23 protein-coding genes are annotated in these 20,594 nt (G+C 67.7%); 11 read left to right on the forward strand and 12 right to left on the reverse strand.

Going from position 1 to position 20,594, the window contains the following annotated elements; translation table 11 throughout:
• Positions 1-54: 54 nt before the first annotated feature.
• The 3 genes from NP4_RS07770 (at position 55) to purH (ending at position 3,848) form a co-directional block, all read left to right on the forward strand.
• Positions 55-1,566, forward strand: coding sequence for a cell division protein PerM (locus tag NP4_RS07770; RefSeq protein ID WP_147287931.1), 1,512 nt, complete (start codon positions 55-57; stop codon positions 1,564-1,566).
• 66 nt (positions 1,567-1,632) lie between these two features.
• Positions 1,633-2,289 (forward strand): phosphoribosylglycinamide formyltransferase, encoded by a 657-nt coding sequence (gene purN, locus NP4_RS07775; protein WP_082875653.1) that lies wholly within the window; start codon positions 1,633-1,635, stop codon positions 2,287-2,289.
• Positions 2,286-3,848, forward strand: a complete 1,563-nt coding sequence (gene purH, locus NP4_RS07780; protein ID WP_067994166.1) for a bifunctional phosphoribosylaminoimidazolecarboxamide formyltransferase/IMP cyclohydrolase — start codon at positions 2,286-2,288, stop codon at positions 3,846-3,848. The genes purN and purH overlap by 4 nt, the downstream gene beginning before the upstream one ends.
• Positions 3,849-4,085: 237 nt before the next feature.
• Here the strand turns inward: purH and NP4_RS07785 are convergent, their stop codons facing one another.
• Positions 4,086-4,547, reverse strand: a complete 462-nt coding sequence (locus tag NP4_RS07785; RefSeq protein WP_067994169.1) for a hypothetical protein — start codon at positions 4,545-4,547, stop codon at positions 4,086-4,088.
• 196 nt (positions 4,548-4,743) lie between these two features.
• On the opposite strand from NP4_RS07785, the gene NP4_RS07790 reads away from it, so the two are divergent.
• Positions 4,744-5,304, forward strand: coding sequence for a LysM peptidoglycan-binding domain-containing protein (locus NP4_RS07790; protein ID WP_067994172.1), 561 nt, complete (start codon positions 4,744-4,746; stop codon positions 5,302-5,304).
• A 96-nt stretch (positions 5,305-5,400) separates the two neighbouring features.
• On the opposite strand, the gene NP4_RS07795 is transcribed toward NP4_RS07790, so the two are convergent.
• The 5 genes from NP4_RS07795 to rpmB all read right to left on the reverse strand — a co-directional run bounded on the left by NP4_RS07795 (position 5,401) and on the right by rpmB (position 7,008).
• A complete protein-coding gene (locus tag NP4_RS07795; protein ID WP_067994175.1) occupies positions 5,401-5,748 on the reverse strand; it encodes a DoxX family protein in 348 nt (115 codons plus the stop codon).
• 147 nt (positions 5,749-5,895) lie between these two features.
• Positions 5,896-6,150: a 30S ribosomal protein S18 gene (gene rpsR, locus NP4_RS07800; RefSeq protein ID WP_062509206.1), complete on the reverse strand. Its 255-nt coding sequence runs from the start codon at positions 6,148-6,150 to the stop codon at positions 5,896-5,898.
• Between the two features lie 38 nt (positions 6,151-6,188).
• Positions 6,189-6,608 (reverse strand): 30S ribosomal protein S14, encoded by a 420-nt coding sequence (rpsN, locus tag NP4_RS07805; protein WP_373863813.1) that lies wholly within the window; start codon positions 6,606-6,608, stop codon positions 6,189-6,191.
• Positions 6,608-6,772 (reverse strand): 50S ribosomal protein L33, encoded by a 165-nt coding sequence (gene rpmG / locus NP4_RS07810; RefSeq protein ID WP_067994179.1) that lies wholly within the window; start codon positions 6,770-6,772, stop codon positions 6,608-6,610. The genes rpsN and rpmG overlap by 1 nt, the downstream gene beginning before the upstream one ends.
• On the reverse strand, positions 6,772-7,008 hold the full coding sequence (gene rpmB / locus NP4_RS07815; RefSeq protein WP_062509200.1) for a 50S ribosomal protein L28: 237 nt from the start codon (positions 7,006-7,008) through the stop codon (positions 6,772-6,774). The genes rpmG and rpmB overlap by 1 nt, the downstream gene beginning before the upstream one ends.
• 100 nt (positions 7,009-7,108) lie before the next feature.
• Here rpmB and mrf point away from each other — a divergent pair, with 100 nt between their 5' ends.
• From mrf to rpmF, 3 genes are read left to right on the forward strand one after another with little or no spacing between them, the layout of a single operon-like run.
• The gene (gene mrf, locus NP4_RS07820; protein ID WP_067994191.1) at positions 7,109-8,407 is read left to right on the forward strand and encodes a ribosome hibernation factor-recruiting GTPase MRF; all 1,299 of its coding nucleotides are present in this window, start codon (positions 7,109-7,111) and stop codon (positions 8,405-8,407) included.
• 4 nt (positions 8,408-8,411) lie between these two features.
• On the forward strand, positions 8,412-8,696 hold the full coding sequence (locus NP4_RS07825) for a type B 50S ribosomal protein L31 (RefSeq protein ID WP_067994194.1): 285 nt from the start codon (positions 8,412-8,414) through the stop codon (positions 8,694-8,696).
• A gap of 2 nt (positions 8,697-8,698) precedes the next feature.
• Positions 8,699-8,872: a 50S ribosomal protein L32 gene (rpmF, locus tag NP4_RS07830; RefSeq protein ID WP_062509194.1), complete on the forward strand. Its 174-nt coding sequence runs from the start codon at positions 8,699-8,701 to the stop codon at positions 8,870-8,872.
• Positions 8,873-9,199: 327 nt separating this feature from the next.
• On the opposite strand, the gene NP4_RS07835 is transcribed toward rpmF, so the two are convergent.
• Positions 9,200-10,162 (reverse strand): DUF1906 domain-containing protein, encoded by a 963-nt coding sequence (locus NP4_RS07835; RefSeq protein ID WP_082875654.1) that lies wholly within the window; start codon positions 10,160-10,162, stop codon positions 9,200-9,202.
• 476 nt (positions 10,163-10,638) lie between these two features.
• On the opposite strand from NP4_RS07835, the gene NP4_RS07840 reads away from it, so the two are divergent.
• Together NP4_RS07840 and NP4_RS07845 are read left to right on the forward strand one after the other, a co-directional pair.
• Positions 10,639-11,376 carry a VOC family protein gene (locus NP4_RS07840; protein WP_245997752.1) on the forward strand — a complete coding sequence of 246 codons (738 nt, stop codon included), beginning with the start codon at positions 10,639-10,641 and terminating at the stop codon, positions 11,374-11,376.
• Positions 11,377-11,588: 212 nt separating this feature from the next.
• Positions 11,589-12,323, forward strand: a complete 735-nt coding sequence (locus tag NP4_RS07845) for a DUF8020 domain-containing protein (protein WP_067994834.1) — start codon at positions 11,589-11,591, stop codon at positions 12,321-12,323.
• Positions 12,324-12,401: 78 nt separating this feature from the next.
• Here the strand turns inward: NP4_RS07845 and NP4_RS07850 are convergent, their stop codons facing one another.
• From NP4_RS07850 to NP4_RS42460, 5 genes are all read right to left on the reverse strand, one after another.
• A complete protein-coding gene (locus tag NP4_RS07850) occupies positions 12,402-13,190 on the reverse strand; it encodes an MHYT domain-containing protein (RefSeq protein WP_067994203.1) in 789 nt (262 codons plus the stop codon).
• Between the two features lie 12 nt (positions 13,191-13,202).
• On the reverse strand, positions 13,203-13,808 hold the full coding sequence (locus NP4_RS07855) for a GTP-binding protein (protein WP_067994206.1): 606 nt from the start codon (positions 13,806-13,808) through the stop codon (positions 13,203-13,205).
• 136 nt (positions 13,809-13,944) lie between these two features.
• The gene (locus NP4_RS07860; protein WP_062512886.1) at positions 13,945-14,319 is read right to left on the reverse strand and encodes a DUF742 domain-containing protein; all 375 of its coding nucleotides are present in this window, start codon (positions 14,317-14,319) and stop codon (positions 13,945-13,947) included.
• 8 nt (positions 14,320-14,327) lie between these two features.
• Positions 14,328-14,744 (reverse strand): roadblock/LC7 domain-containing protein, encoded by a 417-nt coding sequence (locus tag NP4_RS07865; protein ID WP_062512884.1) that lies wholly within the window; start codon positions 14,742-14,744, stop codon positions 14,328-14,330.
• Positions 14,741-17,974, reverse strand: coding sequence for an ATP-binding protein (locus NP4_RS42460; RefSeq protein WP_067994209.1), 3,234 nt, complete (start codon positions 17,972-17,974; stop codon positions 14,741-14,743). Before NP4_RS42460 ends, NP4_RS07865 begins: the two co-directional genes overlap by 4 nt.
• A gap of 416 nt (positions 17,975-18,390) precedes the next feature.
• Here NP4_RS42460 and NP4_RS07875 point away from each other — a divergent pair, with 416 nt between their 5' ends.
• Positions 18,391-19,080 carry a response regulator transcription factor gene (locus tag NP4_RS07875; protein ID WP_062512880.1) on the forward strand — a complete coding sequence of 230 codons (690 nt, stop codon included), beginning with the start codon at positions 18,391-18,393 and terminating at the stop codon, positions 19,078-19,080.
• A 93-nt stretch (positions 19,081-19,173) separates the two neighbouring features.
• Positions 19,174-20,559: a HAMP domain-containing sensor histidine kinase gene (locus NP4_RS07880; RefSeq protein WP_082875691.1), complete on the forward strand. Its 1,386-nt coding sequence runs from the start codon at positions 19,174-19,176 to the stop codon at positions 20,557-20,559.
• The last annotated feature ends 35 nt before the right edge of the window (positions 20,560-20,594 follow it).

Raw genomic sequence — 20,594 nt, forward strand, 5'->3', positions numbered from 1 at the left:
CACGAGTGGACCTCCGGCTCGACGCCCGCGGTGGACGGTCATCGGGAGGGTCTGGTGAGGTCGTCGTTGGTCAGGTGGGACGACTCCGGTCAGCGGCGGGTCGACGCACCGGAGCACGACTCCGAGCCGAATCGGCCCGAGGACAACATCTTTCTCTCGCTCACCCCCGAGCGGGCCAAGGTGCTGCTCATCGTCGCGGCGCGCACCTCGAGTTACACCGTGGTCGTGCTCGTGGCTCTGGTGCTCGCGACCCTGTTCGCCGCCGGGAGCGGTATGACGGGCGCGCCGGGCGCCATAGCGGCCGGTTGGCTTGCGGTACATCAGGTTCCGCTGGTGATCGGCACCACCTCGCTCGGACTGCTGCCGCTGCTGCCGACCGGACTGGTGGTGTGGTTCGCCGCGGGCGACTGCGCACGGGCGGTGGAACCGCGCTCCTCGCACGCCGATCTCGGCTGGATCGTCGGCGCGGCGCTGTCGGGACCGCTGCTGATCACCGCCGTCTGTCTGGCCGTGGCCGAGGATGCCTCCTCGGTGGTCGCGTTGCAGCCGCCGAACACTCTGGCGGCCTTCGGATGTGTGGGCGGGCTGCATCTGCTGGCCGCCGGGGCCGGAATCCTGCGCAGCCGACCCGAACTCGTCACGCCCTATCTGCCCGAATGGGTGCTGCCCGGTGCGCGGGTGGCGGTGCGCGCACTGGGCCGGTTGCTGCTCGCGGGCGCGGCGCTCACGCTGCTGTCGTTTCTCGTGCACTGGTCGCAGATCGGCGAGACCTACCGGGCCGCGGGCAATTTCGCGGGTGTGCTCGGCCTGACCGCGCTGTCGCTGGCCTATCTGCCGAATGTCGTGATCGGCGCGGCGAGCGTGCTGATGGGGGCCGATGTGCACCTCGGCGCGGGCTCGCTGAATCTGTTCTCGGTCGTGGGCGCGCGGCTGCCCGGGCTGCCGGTGCTGGTCGCCGTGCCCGCGGGTCCCGCGGCCCTGTGGTGGCCGGTGGTGCTGCTGATTCCGGCCGCGGTCGGCGTGCTGGCCGGAGTGGACTGCGCCCGCGAGGCCGGTGACCGCCCGCGCACGCCGTGGGCCACACTGACCGCGGCCGGTCTGACCGCGGTCGCGGCGCTGGTGCTCGGATCGGCGGCCGGGGGCGCCGCGGGCTCGTTCGGTGAGCTCGGCCCGGGGGTGTGGCTGTTCGCCGGGCTCACCCTGGTCTGGATGATCGGCGCGGGCTACGTGGGCCTGCTGGCGGCGCACTGGTTCCTTGTCGCGCCCGCACCGGCCGCCGCGGACTACTACGACGACGAGTACGCCGACTACGCCGATGAGGAGGAGTACTCCGATGAGGAGTGCGTCGCCGACGATTACGGGGACGAGTATCCCGAAGCGCACTACGGCTACGAGGACTACGCGTCCGATTCGGACGCCCCGATCGTCGACGGCGAGTTGATCGAGGAGCCGCTGGCGCTGTCGACGATCGCGGATGAGGCGAAGACGGCCGAAAACTCCGACATTCTCGACGCCGAGGTGGTAGAGGCGGACCTGCCCAACAGCAACGAAGTGGACGGTCGTTAGGCTCTAACGCGGCGGCCCGGACTGGTCGCCGCCATCCCGCACCCGTCGCATACAGGGAGTAGAGCGCTGACGACCCCGCCCGCCCAGCTGGTGCCGCCGACGGCGCCCGCATCCGTCGTCGTGCTCGCCTCGGGTACCGGATCGCTGTTGCGTTCGCTGATCGAGGCCACCCGGGACGCGGAGTATCCGGCCCGCATCGTGGCCGTCGGCGTCGATCGCGATTGCGCCGCAATCGAACACGCGCGCGACGCCGGAATCTCACATTTCCTGGTCGCGCTGGGCGAGCATCCCGATCGCGCCGCCTGGGACGCCGCGCTGACCGCGGCCGTGGCCGCCTTCGAACCCGATCTGGTCGTCTCGGCGGGTTTCATGAAGATCCTCGGGCCCGCCTTCCTCGACCGGTTCGGTGGTCGCGTCATCAACACCCATCCCGCCCTGCTGCCGTCCTTCCCGGGCGCGCACGCGGTGCGTGACGCACTGGCCTACGGCGTGCGGGTGACGGGCTCCAGCGTGCATCTGGTCGACGCGGGCGTCGACACCGGACCGATCCTCGCTCAGGAGGCCGTGCCGGTGCGGTCCGACGACGACGAGGACACCCTGCACGAGCGGATCAAAGTCGTCGAACGGCGGTTGCTGGCGCAGGTCGTCGCGGCCGTCGCGACGCGAGGCATTGTCTCCGATGGACGAAAGGCAGTTATCCCAGATGAGCGAGTTCTCCGGTGAGTGAGCGCAAGCCGATCAGCAGGGCGCTGGTAAGCGTCTACGACAAGACGGGACTGGTCGAACTGGCCAGCGGCCTGCATGCCGCCGGCGTGGAGCTGGTCTCGACCGGATCGACTGCGGCGCGCATCGCCGACGCCGGAATTCCGGTGACCAAGGTGGAGGAGCTCACCGGCTTCCCGGAGACCCTGGACGGCCGGGTGAAGACCCTGCACCCGCGGGTGCACGCCGGAATCCTCGCCGATCTGCGCAAGCCCGAACACGCCGCGCAACTGGCCGAATTGGGTGTCGCCGCTTTCGAATTGGTGGTGGTCAACCTCTACCCGTTCACCCAGACCGTCGCGAGCGGGGCGACCCCGGACGAATGCGTCGAGCAGATCGATATCGGCGGCCCGTCGATGGTCCGCGCGGCGGCGAAGAACCATCCGTCGGTCGCGGTGGTCGTCGACACCGGTGACTACGACGAGGTGCTGACCGCCGTGAAGTCGGGAGGCTTCACCCTCGCCGAGCGAACGGGCTTGGCGGCCAAGGCCTTCCAGCACACCGCAAGTTACGACGTCGCGGTGGCGAGCTGGCTGACCAATGTGCTCGCGGCCGATCCCGAAGCGGGCCTGCGGTTCCCGGCCTGGCTCGGCGGCACCTGGACCCAGCAGACCGTGCTGCGCTACGGCGAGAACCCGCATCAGGCCGCCGCGCTGTACATCGACGAATCCGGTCCGGCCGGTCTGGCGCAGGCGGAACAGTTGCACGGCAAGGAGATGTCGTACAACAACTACACCGATGCCGATGCCGCCTGGCGGGCCGCCTGGGATCACGCCGCGCCCGCGGTCGCGGTCGTCAAGCACGCCAACCCCTGCGGCATCGCGGTCGGCGCGGATATCGCCGAGGCGCACCGCAAGGCGCACGCCTGCGATCCGGTCAGCGCGTTCGGCGGCGTGATCGCGGCCAATCGCGAGGTGACGGTGGAGATGGCCGAACAGGTCGCCGAGATCTTCACCGAGGTGATCGTGGCGCCCGGCTACGCCGACGGCGCGGTGGAAGTGTTGCAGCGCAAGAAGAATGTGCGCATCCTGGTCTCCGCGGCCCCGGTGCGCGCCGGTGCGGAACTGCGCCCGATCAGCGGCGGCGCACTGCTGCAGCAGCGCGATATCGTCGACGCCGAGGGCGACGATCCGGCCAACTGGACCCTGGTGTCCGGCGAGGCGGCCGACGCGGCGACGCTGGCCGATCTCGAATTCGCCTGGCGCGCTTGCCGTGCGGTGAAGTCGAACGCGATTCTGCTTGCGCACGACGGTGCTTCGGTCGGTGTCGGCATGGGTCAGGTCAACCGAGTGGACGCGGTGCATCTGGCGGTGCTGCGCGCCGGGGAGCGGGCCGTGGGGTCGGTGGCGGCCTCCGATGCCTATTTCCCGTTCCCGGACGGCCCGCAGCAGCTGATCGCCGCCGGGGTGAAAGCCATTGTGCAGCCGGGTGGTTCGGTGCGCGACCAGCTGACCATCGATGCCTGCCGAGAGGCCGGGGTCACGATGTACTTCACGGGTGCGCGGCACTTCGCGCACTGACAGGTAGCGAGGGCCCCTGCGCGGACATGATCTCCGCGCAGGGGCCCTCGTCATCCAGTCGCCGAGCCATAGCCATCTCGACTCCCAGGTTTCGTCATCCCGGCGCGTGCGACGGGTGCCTCCAGAGCAGGGAAGGTACCACCTTCACAACCCCGGTGCGGCAGACCGAAATGCTATAACCGCAGCGTGACCATCGAATGTGAATTACATCACTACGAAATTTCGAAGTGAGCGGATTCACTTGGCACTGAGTACCTTTCGATTGCCCAATGGTTGCTTCAATGGGATCTCCAGGGTGCCGAAGACGGCGATCATCGTGCACATCCGACCGGCCGCCTCCGGCAGCGTGCCCGCGCGCAATTCGACCGTTACCGTGCTGTCGGATTCGGTCGTACTCGCGTCCACGCCATAGCATTCCGGCGAACCGCTCTGGAAGTTCACCGCGATCCGATCGGGCGCGACGCGGGTCCAGCTGTCGAACGCGATGGGGCGAGGATTGGCGATCGCGGGGTTGGCGGTGAACGCGCGGCCGGGCTGCGGAGTGGTCTGTTCGGTCGGTGTGCTCGCGGCCGACGTCGGATGCGCGCTCGTATTCCCTTGCGCACCATCGTTGTTCGACTGACCGCAGCCGGCGGCCAGCAGTGCGAGCAGGGCGGCCACGGCGGCGCCCGCGCGCCGCGAGCCCGAGATCGGTTCCATGGCGCCCCACCCTAGTGGGTGCGAGCGGGGGTCCCGTCGCTGCCGTCGTCGACCGAACAGTGAACTTTCTACAACGACTGCGCGTAATCAGTGCGCTGCCGGGTACTCGCCAGTAGTCTCTGCAAACGATGAGCGAATGCAGTTCTGCGCCATCGACTTATGAGCAAGCGAACCCCTGTCCCGAAAGGACCCTCCGATGGGCGACACGCTGAACGTAGGCGATGAACTCGGTCTCGGCCAATCCCTCCAGGGTGGTGCGTACACCCTGACGCTGCAGAACGACGGCAATCTGGTGCTGTCGGAGCCGGGCGGGGTGGTGTGGGCCACCAACACCCATGAGCAGGGTGTCAAACGCGCGGTGCTGCAGGACGATGGCAACTTCGTGCTGTACAAGGACGACGGCGCGGCGTGGGCCACCGACACCAACGGCAAGGATGTCGACCGGCTGGTGGTGCAGGCCGACCGCAATGTGGTGCTCTACGGCAAGGACGGCAGCCCGGTGTGGGCCTCGGACACCAATACCGACAACCCGATCCAGGCCGAGGAGCCGGTCCTGGCCGCGGCCACCGAGCAGGCCCCGCCGCCGCCCCCGCCCGCTCCGGCGGCCCAGACCTACACCGTCGAGCCCGGCGACACCCTGTGGGCCATCGCCGAGCGCTTCTACGGTGACGGCAACCGCTACGGCGAGATCGCCCAGGCCAGTGGCATCGACAATCCGGACGCCATCGATGTGGGTCAGGTCCTGACGATCCCCTGATTCGGCCGAACGCACGCCGGAACGACGAAGCCCCGACGCCTCCGGCGTCGGGGCTTTCGACTGAGACCCGGTATCCCGAGCCGATTTTCGGTCGGATCAGCGCGCCAGTTGCAGCACCAGCGTGGCCACGGCCGGAGCCAGGTAGAGCAGCGGGAACGGCGTGGTCTTGTACGACCGGGCACGGATGGTCGTGGCGGCGGCGCCGAGGAAGTAGAGGATCAGACCGATTGCCGCGGCGATGCCGACGATCGGCGCCACGAATCCGGCCAGCAGGCCCAGCGCACCGGCCGATTTGGCCAGCGCCAACGGGTTCCACCAGGCCCGCGGCACCTGGTACTGGATCAGCGGCTCGACCACGAACTGTTTGCGGGCGAACAGCGAGTAGCCCGAGAATCCGATCCACAGGGCGGTGACGACGGCGACGATGTGGTAGGCGACGTTCATTGGAATCCGTTTCCTCTCAGCGACTTTGCTTGGTTGCCTGTTCGACGACGCGGCATGCGCGACTGTGACATCGGCGGATTCCGATACGAAAAAGGCCGGGCCCCGGCGTCGAAGGACGTCGGGGCCCGGCCTGGCGCCGCGGTTACCTCAGCGGCTGGTGAACGGCAGCAGTGCCATCTCGCGGGCGTTCTTCACCGCGACGGCGACCTGGCGCTGTTGTTGGGGGGTGAGGCCGGTGACTCGGCGGCTGCGGATCTTGCCGCGATCGGAGATGAACGTGCGCAGCAGGTTCACGTCCTTGTAGTCGACGGTCTCGACACCGGCGGCGATGAGTGGGTTCTTCTTCGGGCGCCGTGCCTGCTCGGCACGGACCTTCTTCGACGGTGCTCGCTTCACTGGCATGTCAGCGGTTCCTTCTCACTCACGAGATCTGCGGAGGTCTACCAACTCGATTTGTGCACACCGGGCAGTTCCCCTCGGTGGGCCATCTCGCGTACCCGGACCCGAGAGAGACCGAATTTACGGAGATGCCCACGGGGCCGTCCATCCGTGGCGTCCCGATTGCGCAATCGTACCGGACTGGCATCCCGCGGCATCTTCTGCAGTGCAGCCTGAGCAGCTGTGACTATCTGCGCCGCCTCCGGCGTCGCTTGTTCGCGGCCCCCGAGGCTCGTTTCTTCCCTCCTCCGCTCCTCCGCTTCGCTCCCCCGCTCCGTCAGTCCAGAAACCAGCCGGGCCGCGAACTGTGGGTTGACGCTGGCCAAGCGGATTGCTTCCTTCAGCGCGGCGCGGCGTTCGGCATAGCGGGCGACGACGGCCCTGCGGTGCTCATTGCGGTTGATCTTGGATTTCTTGGCCATCAGCGGTCCTCGCGGAAGTCGACGTGTTTGCGGATCACCGGGTCGTATTTGCGCAGGATCATTCGGTCCGGATCGTTGCGGCGGTTCTTGCGGGTGACGTAGGTGTAGCCGGTACCCGCGGTCGAGCGGAGTTTGATGATGGGCCGAATCTCGTTGCGGGCCATCAGATCTTCTCCCCGCGCGCGCGTAGCTTCGCGACGACCGCCTCGATGCCGTCGCGATCGATGGTCTTGATGCCCTTGGCGGAGACCGTGAGCGTGATGCGCCGACCCTCGCTGGGCAGGTAGTAGGACTTGCGCTGGATATTGGGATCCCAGCGGCGGTTGGTCCGACGGTGCGAATGCGATACGGACTTGCCGAAGCCCGGCTTGCGCCCGGTGACCTGGCAGTGGGCCGACATGTCTCCTCCTTCACAAGATGACAATCATTTTCGACAACGACGGTTCGACACTGTAGCGTGAACCCGAAGCAAATGAAAATCATTATCGAAAGGGGTTCCGGTGGCGTCTCATCCCGACCGCCGCACGCCCGTCGTGGTGCTCGCGGGCTTCCCGGGTCCGGCCACGACCGGTGTGGACCATGTGGCGCGGATGCTGCGGGACGCGCCCGGCACCGTGGTGATCCGCCACGATCTGACGGAGTTGCGTGAGGGGATTGTCCGTCGGACCGTGTGGAGCGAGGGGCGCGAGCAGATCAGCGTGCACGAGCTCGCGCACGGATGCGTGTCCTGCACGCTGCGCGCGGATCTGCTGCCGCTGCTGTGTCTGCTCGCGGCCCGGGATTCGGTGCGGCGCATCGTGATCGCGCTCGATCCGGCCTTCGAGGCCGAGGCCGTGGGTCATGCCGTGGACCATGTGCCGGTGGCCGGGGTGGTGGGCCGGGTGGACGGTCCGGCCGGGCGCGATGTGCGCATCGAGGCCGTGCTGACCTGTCTGGACGCCCGGACCTGGCTGCCCGACGCGCTGTGCGGCGACACCCTCGCCGAACGCGGGTTGGCCGATGCCGATGACGATCGGACCATCGCGCAGGTGGCCGTCGGGCAGGTCGATTTCGCCGATGCCGCAGTGGTTTTCGGTGTCGACGGGGTGACGGTGCACGAGCGGGAGCAGTTGGGCGCGGTGCTGGAACGGCTGATTCCACAGGCGCCGGTGGCCTGGCTGGGAGATCCGCGGCTGCTCAGCGCGGGCGAGGTGGAGGATCTGCTGCATCGTGTTCCCGCGGATTCGCGGCGCGGTCGGATCTTCGACGCACATGCCCCGCTGCTGCGCGGTCAACCGCCGCTGACCGCCGAATCCGGTGTGGCGCTGGTGGAATTCGCCACGAACCGGCCGTTTCATCCGGCGCGATTGCATCAGGCGCTCGATGCGCTGTTCGACGGCGTGATCACCGCGCGCGGCCGCATCTGGCTGGCCACCCAGCCCGATGAGGTGGTGTGGCTGGAATCGGCGGGCGGTGGGCTGCGGGTCGGCAGCGCCGGACGCTGGCTGGCCGCCATGGATGCCGCCGAACTGGCCGAGGCCGATTCCGATCGCCGGGCGCTCGCGGGCCTGCGTTGGGACGACCGATTCGGCGATCGCGATATCTCGCTGGCGATTCTGACCTGCGACGCCGATGTGGACGAGATCCGCCACGCGCTGCACTGGGCCCTGGTCGACGAGGCCGAACTGCTACTGGTGCGCACCGCGCCCGAACTGGTCGCGCAGTGGGACGACCCGTTCGGAAGTTGGCACGAAGATCCCTGCGACACAAGCGAACCCAGCGCCTCACCGGTCGGTGAGCAGCGCGCGAACGAAAGGTAGGCCCGTGAAATCAGGTATTCATCCGGATTACCAACTGGTCGTCTTCGAGGATGCGAGCACCGGTAAGCGCTTCCTCACCCGGTCCACCGCGACCGGGCTGCGGACCGTGGAATGGTCCGACGGCAACACCTATCCGCTCATCACGGTGGATGTCACCGCCGATTCGCACCCGTTCTGGACCGGTGCCAATCGCCTGCTCGACACGCAGGGGCGGGTGGAGAAGTTCGAGCGCAAGTACGGTAGACGCATTCGGGCCCAGGCGGATCCGGCCGTGCGGAAGGAGAGCTAGCCATGGCGGTGCCGAAGCGGCGGATGTCGCGGGCCAATACGCACAGTCGGCGCTCGCAGTGGAAGGCGACGCCGCCGGATCTGGTGCCGGTCCGGGTCGACGGGGTGGTGCGCCGAGTGCCGCGGCGATTGGTCGCGGCCGTGCGGCGCGGATTGATCGATCCGGAGAAGTTGTAGCGGGCGAGGTGCTGATGGTGCGGGGTAACTAAACTGTCCGGTCGGTCGTGGAAATGTGGTTATGGTTTATTTGTCCACATTCAGCGACGAGATGGTTATCCGTTCGTCTCGGGTGATCGGGTGAGTCGCGACAAGTGTGGGTAGCGGATAAATAGCTGCGATCTGAATTACGTACTGGTAGTTGGTTTTTCAGCAATGAAAAAGTCTGCTTGAAGTGATGCTTTCGTGGCCGGGCGCCGGTACCCTCGTGCGGGAGGGCGGGTTCTTCCGGTTCACTGGAAGAACCCGCTCATCGCCACTTCCGAGTCCGTTCGGGCGCTTTCCCGGTTATCTGTTCGCACCGTTGCCGTCTCGGCCGGGCAGGGGCAACTCGTCCAGCAGTGACTCCAGGCGGGTCAGGCTGTCGGTGACGACCGAGGCGGGGCCCGACAGCAGCGACAGTGGCCACGGCCAGTGATGGTGTGACAGCTCCTCGACCTGTTTGCTCAGATCGGCGGTCGTCGCTTCCAGATCGCTGATCTCCGTGCGCAATTCGGCGATCTGTGCCAGGGCCGCGGCCAGGCCGTCCACCAGGGTGCGGTTGTGGCCATTCGCGTCGGCGCCCAGTTGCGGCCAGCCGGCCAGGCCGGGTCCGCGCAGCTGAATCTGGATATCGCGCAGAATCGCGTCCTGCTCCGGAGTCACGTCCGGTTCCTCTCCATCGATGAAATCCCACTGGCCGAAATCCTCGGTCTCGGCCTCGTTCACATCGCACACCACGCCCGCGACGAGCACCTGCTGCCCGTTCTGGAACAGCTGCCGCCGATATTCGACATTGCCGCCCGACCAGGCGGTGGTCTGCCAGGCCCAGCGTGCCGCACCCGCGTCCAGCGCGCGGCTCACCGGCCAATATCCGCCGTAGATACCGGTATTCACGCGACCGAGCACACTCGCCGCGCCGTCCAGATACGCATTGATCGCGGCCTGCTGCTCCCCGGTGGCATCGAAATCCGCCGAGAAGTAGATCGGCCGATCCTCCCGCCCCCCACACCGCAGCGCCTGGGCCAACCCCGCCCGCGCATCGGTCACCCCCGCCGCGTACCCGTCGAGCATCCGAACCGCCGTCGTCTCCCAATTCGACACGATCGAAACCCCGTGCGCCCGCAGATCATCGGCCTCTTCGGGCGTCAACAACTTCCCCGGCAACGTAGGCCCCCCGGGCGACAGATACCGAACCACAAAGTCGTACCCGGCAGCCCGAACCGCCCCACCACCCGGCCGAGCCGCCGCGTAGTCCAGCCCGAAACGCATGGATCCCACTGTAATTCGCACCCCGAACCCTCGCTGGCGCATGAGAATCCCCGGCCGAAAAGCAGGCCGGGGAACGAGTGGTGGTGCCGGGAGCGGGTGGTGGTGGCGGCTGTCGCTCGCGGTCGCCTTCCCTCCTTCCCGGTCGCGCGCTGGTCGCCTTATCTCCTTCCCGGTCGCGCGCGGTCGTTCTACCTCCTTCCCGGTCGCGCGCGGTCGTTTTATCGCCCTACCGGCCGCTAGCGGTTGCCCTCTCTTTCCCTGTCGCCCCGGCACGCTTTTCGCCGGGGCGACAGGGCCGTGTCGACTCGCGGAACTTGTCGGTGGGGGCTGGTTGACTGGCGGTGGCCGTGTGATCGGGATCACGTTTAGTTCCGGTTGGCGGCTGTTCGCGATCGACGGCACAGAAAAGGGAGAAGACGATGCCTGTTCGACAGCAACCGTGGCCGGAGGGGACGCCCTGTTGGGTGGATTGCCAGGTGGATGATCCGGTCAAGGCCAGTGAGTTCTATGCGGGACTGTTCGGCTGGGAGATTCAGGGTACGGCCGAGGAGGCCGGGGGTTATCTGATGGCGTTGAAGGGTGGTGAGGCCGTCGCCGGGATCGGGCCGAAGCCGCAGGCGGGGATGCTCTCGGTGTGGACGACCTATCTGGCGGCCGAGGATGCCGATGCCGTGGCGGAGAGGATCACCCGCGCGGGCGGTCAGGTCGTGATGCCGCCCTTCGATGTGATGGACGCCGGGCGCATGTTTGTCGCGGCCGACTCGACCGGCGGCTACTTCGGAATCTGGCAGGCCCGCGCTCACAACGGCGCCGCGGTCTACAGCGAGCACGGCGCCTACACCTGGAACGAGCTGCACACCAGGCAGTTCGAGGCCGCCGAGAAGTTCTACGCCGATGTCTTCGGCTACAGCTACGAGCATGTGGGCGACGGCGCGACGATGCGCTATTCGATGTTCACCCCGCCCGGCGCCGAACAGGCCGCGGGCGGCATCAACGACGACACCCTGATGCCGGGTGAACCCATGCCCAGCTACTGGCTGACCTGGTTCCAGTACGACAACGTGGACGAGGGCCTGGCCCGCGCCGGCGAACTCGGTGCCGGGACCATGATGCCCGCCACCGACTCCCCGGTCGGTCGGATGGCCATTGTCGCCGCCCCGCAGGGCGAGGCCTTCGGCCTGATCGACACCAATGTGCGCGTGGGCGAGATGTAGTTCGCCGGTGCTGCGCTGAGGGTTTGCTGAGCCCTCGGCGCGGTGTCGTTCGCCCTAATTTTCGGCTTCTTAACACCCGCGGTACATTTTTGTCGGCTTATTGATGGCTTCTGTTACAGGTTCGTAATAATAGCCAGAGAGCATGCTTGAGGGTTCGGTCGGAGCCTGCGCGCCAGAGGTTGGTGGCGCACCTGCTGAAGAAAGCTCTCTCGATGAGGTTCACAAAGTTAGCCGCTACGTCGGCGCTGGTAATTGCGGCGCTCGGCGTCTCGGCCGGGACGGCCTATGCCGATGTCGCCCCGGCTCCCGTTTCGAATTCGACCCTGCAGACCGATATTCTGCCGGGCATCCACTACAACGCCAGCCTGGTCGATCATTCGGTGGTCGTCAGCACCGACAGTGGTTCGATGGCCGCACGCGACGGTCAGTTCCAATTCCTCGACGGTAGTGGCCAGGTGGTTGCTGCATTGCCGCTGAGCTATCAGCGCGACGGTCTGAACTTCCCCATCGCCGCGGCGATCGACGGCAATACCGCCACGCTGACCCCGAGCACCGATCGCGCCCAGGCCACCCCGGCCGACAAGCGCGTCCCGGATCTGCGCTACGTCGACGCCACCGCGAACCCGAACTTCAACCAGGCGGTGAGCAACCTGTCCAGCGAGGTGGCGATCGGCGTCGCCATCGGCACCCTGATCGGTACCGCGATCGGCGCGGGCATCGGCTGCGTCGCGGGCGGTATCGTGTCCGGCCTCGCGGGCGCCGCGGTCACCATCGGCACCCTGGCCGTCCCGGCGGCCCTCGGCGGCTGCCTGGTCACCGGCGCGGCGCTGGCGGCCATGGGCGCGGTCGCGGGAACGATCTTCATCGGCGGACCGGTCGCGGCCGTGGCGTTGTTCCAGTTCTTCGCCGACGTCAACACCCCGCCGGCTCCCGCACCGGCGCCCTGATTTCGATAGGGACGCAGGAATCTGAACACACCGTTCGGGCCGGATCGCCTCGCGATCCGGCCCGAACGGCGTCTCGACTCAGGAAGACCGGGAGACCAGCGGACGGCGTCGGGCCCGCGGTCGCGCGGCCTGCTGCGGCTCGCGATTGCTGCGTGAGCGGTCCGGCGCCACCAGCACGGCGGTGATCGGTACCGCCAGCGATAGCGTGCCCAGGACGAAGACCGGCACGAAGAGGGTGAACAGATCATCGCCCGCGGGCTGGCGCATCGCCGGATCGATCCGTACCCGGACACCGGTCAGGCCCAGATAGTGCAACGCGCACACCAGAATCGCGAAGACCAGCGCCGCACCCGCCAGCAGGAGCAGCGCGCGCGGCCGACCCATGGTGATCAGCACGACCGCGGCCGCGGCGACGGCCAGCACGGTCGCGCCGAGGGCCGCGAACGGATTCAGCGTGATCGCGCCCTGCACATGGATCGCGGTCATACCGAGCACATGCATCAGGCCCAGCCCCAGACCCATGACCGCACTACCCGCCGCGAGCCTCGGCGGCGCGGGTGAGCGACCGGCCACCAGCAGCCCGCCCAGCACCGAGACCACCGCGAGCACCGCGGCCACCGCCACCCGCCAGACGTCGTATCGGATATCGCCCTGCGCCACACCGATGCCCAGCATATTGACGTATACGGCCAGCCAGGTCCCGACCGCGCCGATCGACACCGCCGCGGCGGTCAGCCACACCAGCCGGAACTTGGCCGTCACCGACAGCATCGACTGCCGAATACAGGCCAGTCCGACCAGGGCGCCCGCCAGCGAAACCCCCAGCGACAGCACCAGAACCCACAAACCCATCGTGAAATAACTCAATGCCCCTACCCCTCAACCCTGTCCGACCGCCTGCCGCTGCGCCGCCTTGAGTCTTTGAATCGCGTACTCGGTCACCGCCGCCAGCGCACCGCGCACCTCACCCGCGTCGCGGGCATCGATATCGACGATCGGCACGCCGTCGCGGATGGACAGCGCCTCGCGCATCTCGGTCACCGGAAAACGCGGCGCCTCGGGAAAACGATTGACTGCCACCAGGAACGGCAGTCCGCGCGCCTCGAAGAAATCCACCGACGCGAAGCTGTCCTCGATGCGGCGGGTATCCACCAGCACCACGGCGCCGATCGCGCCGCGAATCAGGTCGTCCCACATGAACCAGAACCGGCGCTGTCCGGGTGTGCCGAACAGATACAGCGCCATATTGCCGGGCAGGATGATGCGGCCGAAATCCATGGCGACCGTGGTGGTGTCCTTGTCCGGGGTGGCGGACAGATCGTCGACGCCGTCGGAGACTCCGGTCACCATCGCCTCGGTGCGCAGCGGCACGATCTCCGAGACCGCGCCGACGAAGGTCGTCTTGCCGACGCCGAAACCGCCCGCCACAACGATTTTCGTGGAGGCGGTCCGGCCGTCGATATTGGGGGAGAACGGATTCGGCATCGGTAGTACCGAATTCGGGGGCAGGGCGGGTGGTAAGGGATTCTGCGGCATGAAGGAATTCTGTGCGGTTCCTGGTGCTGTGGGCGGGGGAAAGGTGGAATTCGGGCTGGTCGCAGGACGTTTCGGTAATCCGGGCTCAGAGGGCGCGCAGTCCACGCAGGGTCCTCTCCATCAGATCGCGGCGCTCGTCGAAACTGGCGTGCTCGCTGAGGGTGGTGTGCACCCGCATGGTTCTGGCCACCACCAGATCGCCGATCACGACCCGGACCATGCCCAGCGGCCGCTGCATATGCGCGGCGATTTCGGCCACCGACAACCGGGCCGTGCCCAGTCTCAGGATGTCTGTGCGGATATCCCCGTGTGGCCAGTCGAATTGATTGGCGTAGGGCAGGGTTTCGACGACCGCCTCGAGCGGAAGCTCGACCGCGGGTTCGGTCCGACCGGCGGTCAGCGCATACGGTCGAACACGTGTGGTTGGCCGGCCGGAGCCAGCCCCGAGGGAACTCGACATCGCACTCTCTATACCGCCGAACGAGCCGTGGCTTGCACGACCGCCCCGACCCGATCGGACAACAACGCCATTTCGTAGCCGATTCGGCCGATATCGTGTTGTTTGTTCGCGAGCACCGCTAGGTGGGAGCCGTTGCCCACACTCATCACCAATAAGTAGCCGCGTTGCATATCCACGATCGATTGCATCACCTTGCCGCCGTCGAAAAGCTGTGCCGCGCCGGAGGACAGGCTGGCCAGACCCGCGGTGACGGCCGCCAGCTGCTCGGCTCGGTCGGACGGCAGATGTGGGCTGGTGGCCTGTAGCAGTCCGTCGGCCGAGACCAGCACCGCGTGCGACACACCCGGCACATCGCGCGTGAAGCGGGTGACCAGCCAGTTCAGGTTCTCGTCGGTGTCGGTGGTGGTCTGCTGGGTGTCGGTCATGCTGAGCCTCCGTCGTAGTGCTGAGCATCCGCACGTCCGCTGCGGACGCCGCTCAGATGCCTGGACAGGTTGGTGCGGATCTCCTCCGGATCGGGCGCGCCCGATCGCGTTGTGGCGGTGAGTCCGCCGGGCACCAGTTGCGCGCCCGGGCGGCGAATCGGCAGACCGCCCTCGGTCTGCCGGGCGGAGGTCGGACTGCTGGCCTCGGCCGCGGCCGCCCAGCCCGCGTCGGCGGGAGAGGACCAGCCGTTCGCGGGCCCGCTGGACGAGGGTTCGACCAGCCATTCCGAGACCATGCGCTGATAGATCGGGGTGCCCTGGGGCACGGGAGCCGTTGCGCTCGCGGCGGATTCCTCCGGCTGCTGCGACGGATACACCGCCGTCTCGGCCCAGATGTCCACCGGCTGTCCGGAGTCGTGCGGCGCGTCCGGCTCCGAATCGCCTCGGCCGAAACGGGTGTCGTCCTGGGTGTAGACCGGCTCCGCGTAGGTGTACCGGTCCTCATCGGGATTCGGGTCACGCTGCGGGAGGCTGTCGTCGGCTGAGGACCACTCGCGCGCGTAACCGTCCTCGAGCGCCCCCGAATCCCGGTCGGAGAAGCCCGCGCTCGCCCCAGCCCACTCGCCGCGCGTGTCATCGGTCCGATCCGAGTCCGGGAGGTCATCGGTCCGCGGCCATTCGCCGTGCGGGGCGGCGTTGTCGGAGGGGTGTGAGACCCGTTGTGGGGGGTCGTCGGTACGACGCCATTCGCTGTGTGGGGCGGCGTCGGCGGAAGAATGTGAGACCCGTTGCGGCAGACCGTCGGTGCGGGGCCATTCGCTGTGTGGGGCCGCGTTGTCGGAGGGGTGTGAGACCCGTTGCGGCAGACCGTCGGTGCGGGGCCATTCGCCGCGCTGCGCCGCGCTTTCGGACGGATCCGAATCCTGCGGGGGCGGGTCCTCGGACGGTTGCCATTCCTGTTGTGCGGATTCGTCTTCGGCGGGCGGATTCTGCGGCCATCGCGGATCCGGTTGCGCGGGTGCGTCATCGGCGGAGTCGTCCGGGGAGTCCCAGGCGGTGAAGTGGTCGGCTCCCGTGGTCGCCCGGTCCTCGTCGTCGGCGGGGAATTCGTCAGGGGGCAGGTTCAGATGGCCGACTGTGGCATCGGGATGGGCGGATTCGCGGTGGGTGAACAGTTCGCCGGTGCTGCGGTGGGTGAACAGGCCGTCGGTCAGGGATGGCTGGGGGGCGTCGTCCTGGGCGTAGGGCGTGAACAGGTCGTCGGCGGGAATGGGCGGGCCGAAGTCGGCGGCCTCGCCCGGACGGCGTTGCGGCAGTTCGAGTTGCGGGCGGGCGAACAGGCCGGTGGCCTCCGCGTCGGGGACGACCGACAGCGGCGCGGGGCCGATCGGGCTCGGGAAGGGCGCGATGATCGGCTGTGGGCCCGTGGTGGATTCGGGCAGCGGCGAGACCAGCGCACTGGGCAGATGCACACTGGCGGTGATCCCGGCCTGCTGCCCGGCGCTCGCGGTCCGGCGCAGGCTCACCGTGACCGTATGCCGCTTGGCCAGTCGCCCGACCACGAAAAGACCCATGCGGCGGGCGGTTTCGACGGTCACCTCACCACCGGAGGCCAACCGCTCGTTGATCGCGCGCAGATCCTCCGACGACATGCCCAGGCCGCGGTCGGTGATCTCGATCAGATAGCCGCCGTCCACCGCGCGGGTCACCGAGACCGCGACCGGGGTGTTGGGCGGGGAGTAGCGCAGCGAGTTATCGATCAGCTCGGCCAGCAGATGTTCGATGTCGACCGCGGGCTCACCGGCCACGATGCCGTCGGGCACGGTGCCGATCTCGACCCGTTGATAGTCCTCGACCTGGGAGACCGCACTCCACAGCATGTCCGACAGCGGCGTCGGCGGCAGCATGCCGCGGCGCAGCGCGGTTCCGGCCAGCACCAGCAGGTTGTCGCCGTTGCGGCGCATGCGGGTAGCCAGATGGTCGAGCCGGAACAGGCTTTGCAGCCGCTCGGAGTCGTCCTCGTCGCGTTCGAGGTCCTCGATCAGGCCCAGCTGCTGTTCCACCAGCGACTGACTGCGCCGCGACAGCGTCTCGAACATATTGCCGATCTGCAGCCGCAGGCGGGCCTGTTCGGCGGCCAGATGCAGGGCCTGGCGGTGCATATCGTCGACCGCGCGGGCCAGCTGACCGATCTCCTCGGTGGTGTCCACATCGACCGGGACGATGTCGGGCGTCGCGCCGCCCTCGCGCACCACGGCCAACTCGGCGGGCAGGTCGGTGTGCGCGACCTGTAGCGCGTCGCGGCGCAGTCGCCGCACGGGCACGACCAGCGAGCGCGCCACCGCCAGTGCCAGCGCCAGGCCGATCAGCAGGGTCACCACCACCAGCGCGACGTCACGCAGCACATTGGTGCGCGCGTCGATGGAACGACGCGACAGTCCGGAATCGATCTGCGCGGCAAGCTGATCGGTGGCCTGGGTGTAGGCGTCGGCGCTGATCCGCATCGAATCCGCCACGCCCGGCACCGCGATCGGCTCGATCGCGTTCTGGCTCAGCGCGCCCAGGCGGGTCTGCAGCGCCCCGAGCAGCGCCTCCGGCTTGACCGCGGTATCCGGCGCCACCTGGACGTACTGGTTGATCATGGTCTGCTCGGCGCCGGCGGCGGTGAGCACGCGGGCCAGCGTGGACGGATTGTTGCCGATCTCCGCGCCGGTGATCAGCAGCTGCTGCTGGATGAATTGCCGCCGTGCCGCCGTGACCGCGCCCAGTTGATCGAAGTAATGCTCGATCGTGGCGTCCTGCGGGGTCGGCAGCGCGGTCAGCGCGGTGCTGACATGACGCGAAACCTCGTCGGCCTGTTGGCCGATGGCGGTATTGGCGCGCGGGTTGTTGCGCAGTGTTCGCCCGGCCTCGAGTGCCTGATTCAGTTCGGCGAGGGCGCGCTGTTCGCCGTCGGTCACCTTGAGCGTCGACTGCAGCTCGGCCGCCGCCTGATCGAATCGGGTAGCGGCCTGGTCCAGGGCGCTGTCGGTGACCCGATCACCGCTCGCGACGACAGCGAGCTGATCGGCGGCCCCCGCGAAGGCCAGCGTGGGTCGGATGATGCGGGCCTGTTCGCTGGCGGTGTCCAACTGTGCGATCCGGCCGAGTTCGTCCTTGATGCGTAATACCGCGAAGGTCGACGCCAGGAGAACGGGCAGCAGCAAGACGATGCCGACCTTGCTGGTCACGGACAGGTTGGACAGACTCCTCTGCCATGGCCGCGGTGCAGTGCCCATCCCGCTTCAGTCGCCTCCACTCGCGCAGTTGCCCCGGGCTCCGACCGCGCTGGCCGGGCCCCGCTCACAAGAGGCGCCTTCCCCGGTGGGTATTCGAATTCGCACTCAGTGAACTGTCGACCGTACGGGTCCAACGGGTTGAGAACCAACTAGAGGTCTACTTTTACCGCAGGCAACATACCGTGTGAACACCGTCGCGGCAATTCGATCGTTCACCCCGTGGTTCGCCGAAATTCGCTGTACGCAAGCACTTTCGTGACCGGACGAAAATAACGACCCGAACGCGCAGGTCATCCCGGCGGATAGGCTGGCGTGTCGGATGTTTGCTTCTCAGTCGACTCTCAGTCGATACGGTCAGACTGGTGTCCATGCGCATTCTGGTAGTCGACGACGACCGCGCGGTTCGTGAATCGCTGCGACGGTCGCTCACGTTCAACGGCTACTCCGTCGATCTGGCGGTGGACGGGGTCGATGCTCTGGACAAGGTGTCCGCCGGACGGCCCGACGCCCTGGTTCTCGACGTGATGATGCCCCGGCTGGACGGGCTCGAGGTGTGCCGGCGACTCCGCAGTACCGGCGACGATCTGCCGATTCTGGTGTTGACCGCCCGCGATTCGGTTTCCGAACGGGTGGCCGGTCTGGATGCCGGCGCCGACGACTATCTGCCCAAACCCTTCGCCCTCGAGGAATTGCTCGCCCGCCTGCGCGCGCTGTTGCGTCGCACCGCGGTGGATTCGGCCGTGGAAACCTCGGAGACGATGAGTTTCGCCGATCTGTCGCTGGATCCGGTGACGCGCGAGGTCTCCCGCGGTGAGCGATCGATCAGCCTCACCCGCACCGAGTTCTCGCTCCTGGAAATGCTGATGGCCAATCCACGCCGGGTGTTGACCCGCAGCCGGATTCTCGAGGAGGTGTGGGGTTACGACTTTCCCACCTCCGGTAATGCGCTCGAGGTCTACATCGGCTATCTGCGTCGCAAGACCGAGGCCGACGGCGAGGCGCGCCTGATTCACACGGTGCGCGGCGTCGGTTACGTGCTGCGCGAGACGCCCCCGTAGGAGCGCTGTCGCACAGTGGGAAGAACCAATCCGCGTCAGCCGACCATCCCCGCGCTCGGCCCGTCCACCGATGCCCTCGAGCTGCGTCCGCCCATGCCGCTGACCAGTTCGGTGTCGCTGCGCTGGCGGGTTACGCTGCTGGCCGCCTCGGTGGTGCTGGTCGCGGTCGCGCTGACCTCGATCGCCGCCTACGCCATGGTGGCCCGCTCGCTGTACGCCGATGTGGACAAGCAGCTGCAGGCCCGCGCCGCGGGCATGATCAGCAATGATCTGGATCAGCTGGACTATCAGCAGGTGCTGATGCTGGGCAGCCTGTACTCGAGCGACGTCTCCATCGCCCTGCACTATCCGGGCACCTCCGGCTGGATCGCGCTGCCGCGGCAGTACGACCCGCCGATCGGGGAACCGGAGAACGCGGTGGCGCGCGGTGAGGCGAAGTTCTCGCTGCGGACCAGCAAGAATCAGCGGGTTCTGGCGGAGAAGATGAAAACCGGTGCCACGCTCGCGATCTGGGAGCCGCTGCAGCCGACCAAGGATGTGCTGGATCGGTTGGCGTGGCTGCTGTTCGTGGTCGGCGGCTGTGGCGTCGTGGTCGCGGGCGCGGCCGGGGCCGCGGTGGGCCGCACCGGCTTACGGCCCATCGCCCGGTTGACGGCGGCGACCGAGCGGGTGGCCCGCAACGACGATCTGACCCCGATCCAGGTCACCGGCGACGATGAATTGGCCCGGCTCACCGAGAGTTTCAATGCCATGCTGCGGGCACTGGCCGAATCCCGGGAGCGGCAGCGGCGTCTGGTCGCCGATGCCGGACACGAATTGCGCACGCCGTTGACCTCGCTGCGCACCAATATGGAACTGCTCATCGCATCCTCGCGCCCGGGGGCCCCGGCCATTCCGGAACAGGACATGGCGGAACTGCGCGCGGACGTCATGGCGCAAATCGAGGAATTGTCCACGCTGGTGGGGGATTTGGTGGACCTCGCGCGTGAGGACGCTCCGGAGACCGTTTACGAGCAGGTCGATATCGGCGAGGTTGCCGAGCGCGCGCTGGAACGGGCGCGGCGTCGTCGCAGCGGCATCGAATTCGTCGCCGAACTGCGGCCGTGGTTCGTCTACGGACATGAGGCCGGATTGGAACGGGCGCTGCTCAATGTGCTCGACAATGCCGCGAAGTGGAGTCCATCCGGTGAACAAGTGCGCGTCGCCATGCGCGAAACCGGTCCGGGTCTGTTGGAATTCGCGGTGGACGACGCCGGTCCGGGTATACCCCCGGCCGAGCGGGAGTTGGTGTTCGAACGCTTCTATCGGACCACGGCATCGCGGTCGATGCCCGGCTCCGGACTGGGACTCGCCATCGTCAAGCAGGTGGTGACGAAACACGGAGGGACGATCACAATCGACACATCCGCCCGCGGCGGCGCACACATCCGCATCGTGCTGCCCGGTGTCGGCGCCCCACCCGCAATCTCGGAGAACTGATAGCGCGGTCTCAGTCCGCTCTCAGTCGTGGTCAC

Source organism: Nocardia pseudobrasiliensis NBRC 108224 (assembly GCF_001613105.1).
In the GTDB taxonomy this organism is placed as follows: Bacteria; Actinomycetota; Actinomycetes; order Mycobacteriales; family Mycobacteriaceae; genus Nocardia; species Nocardia pseudobrasiliensis.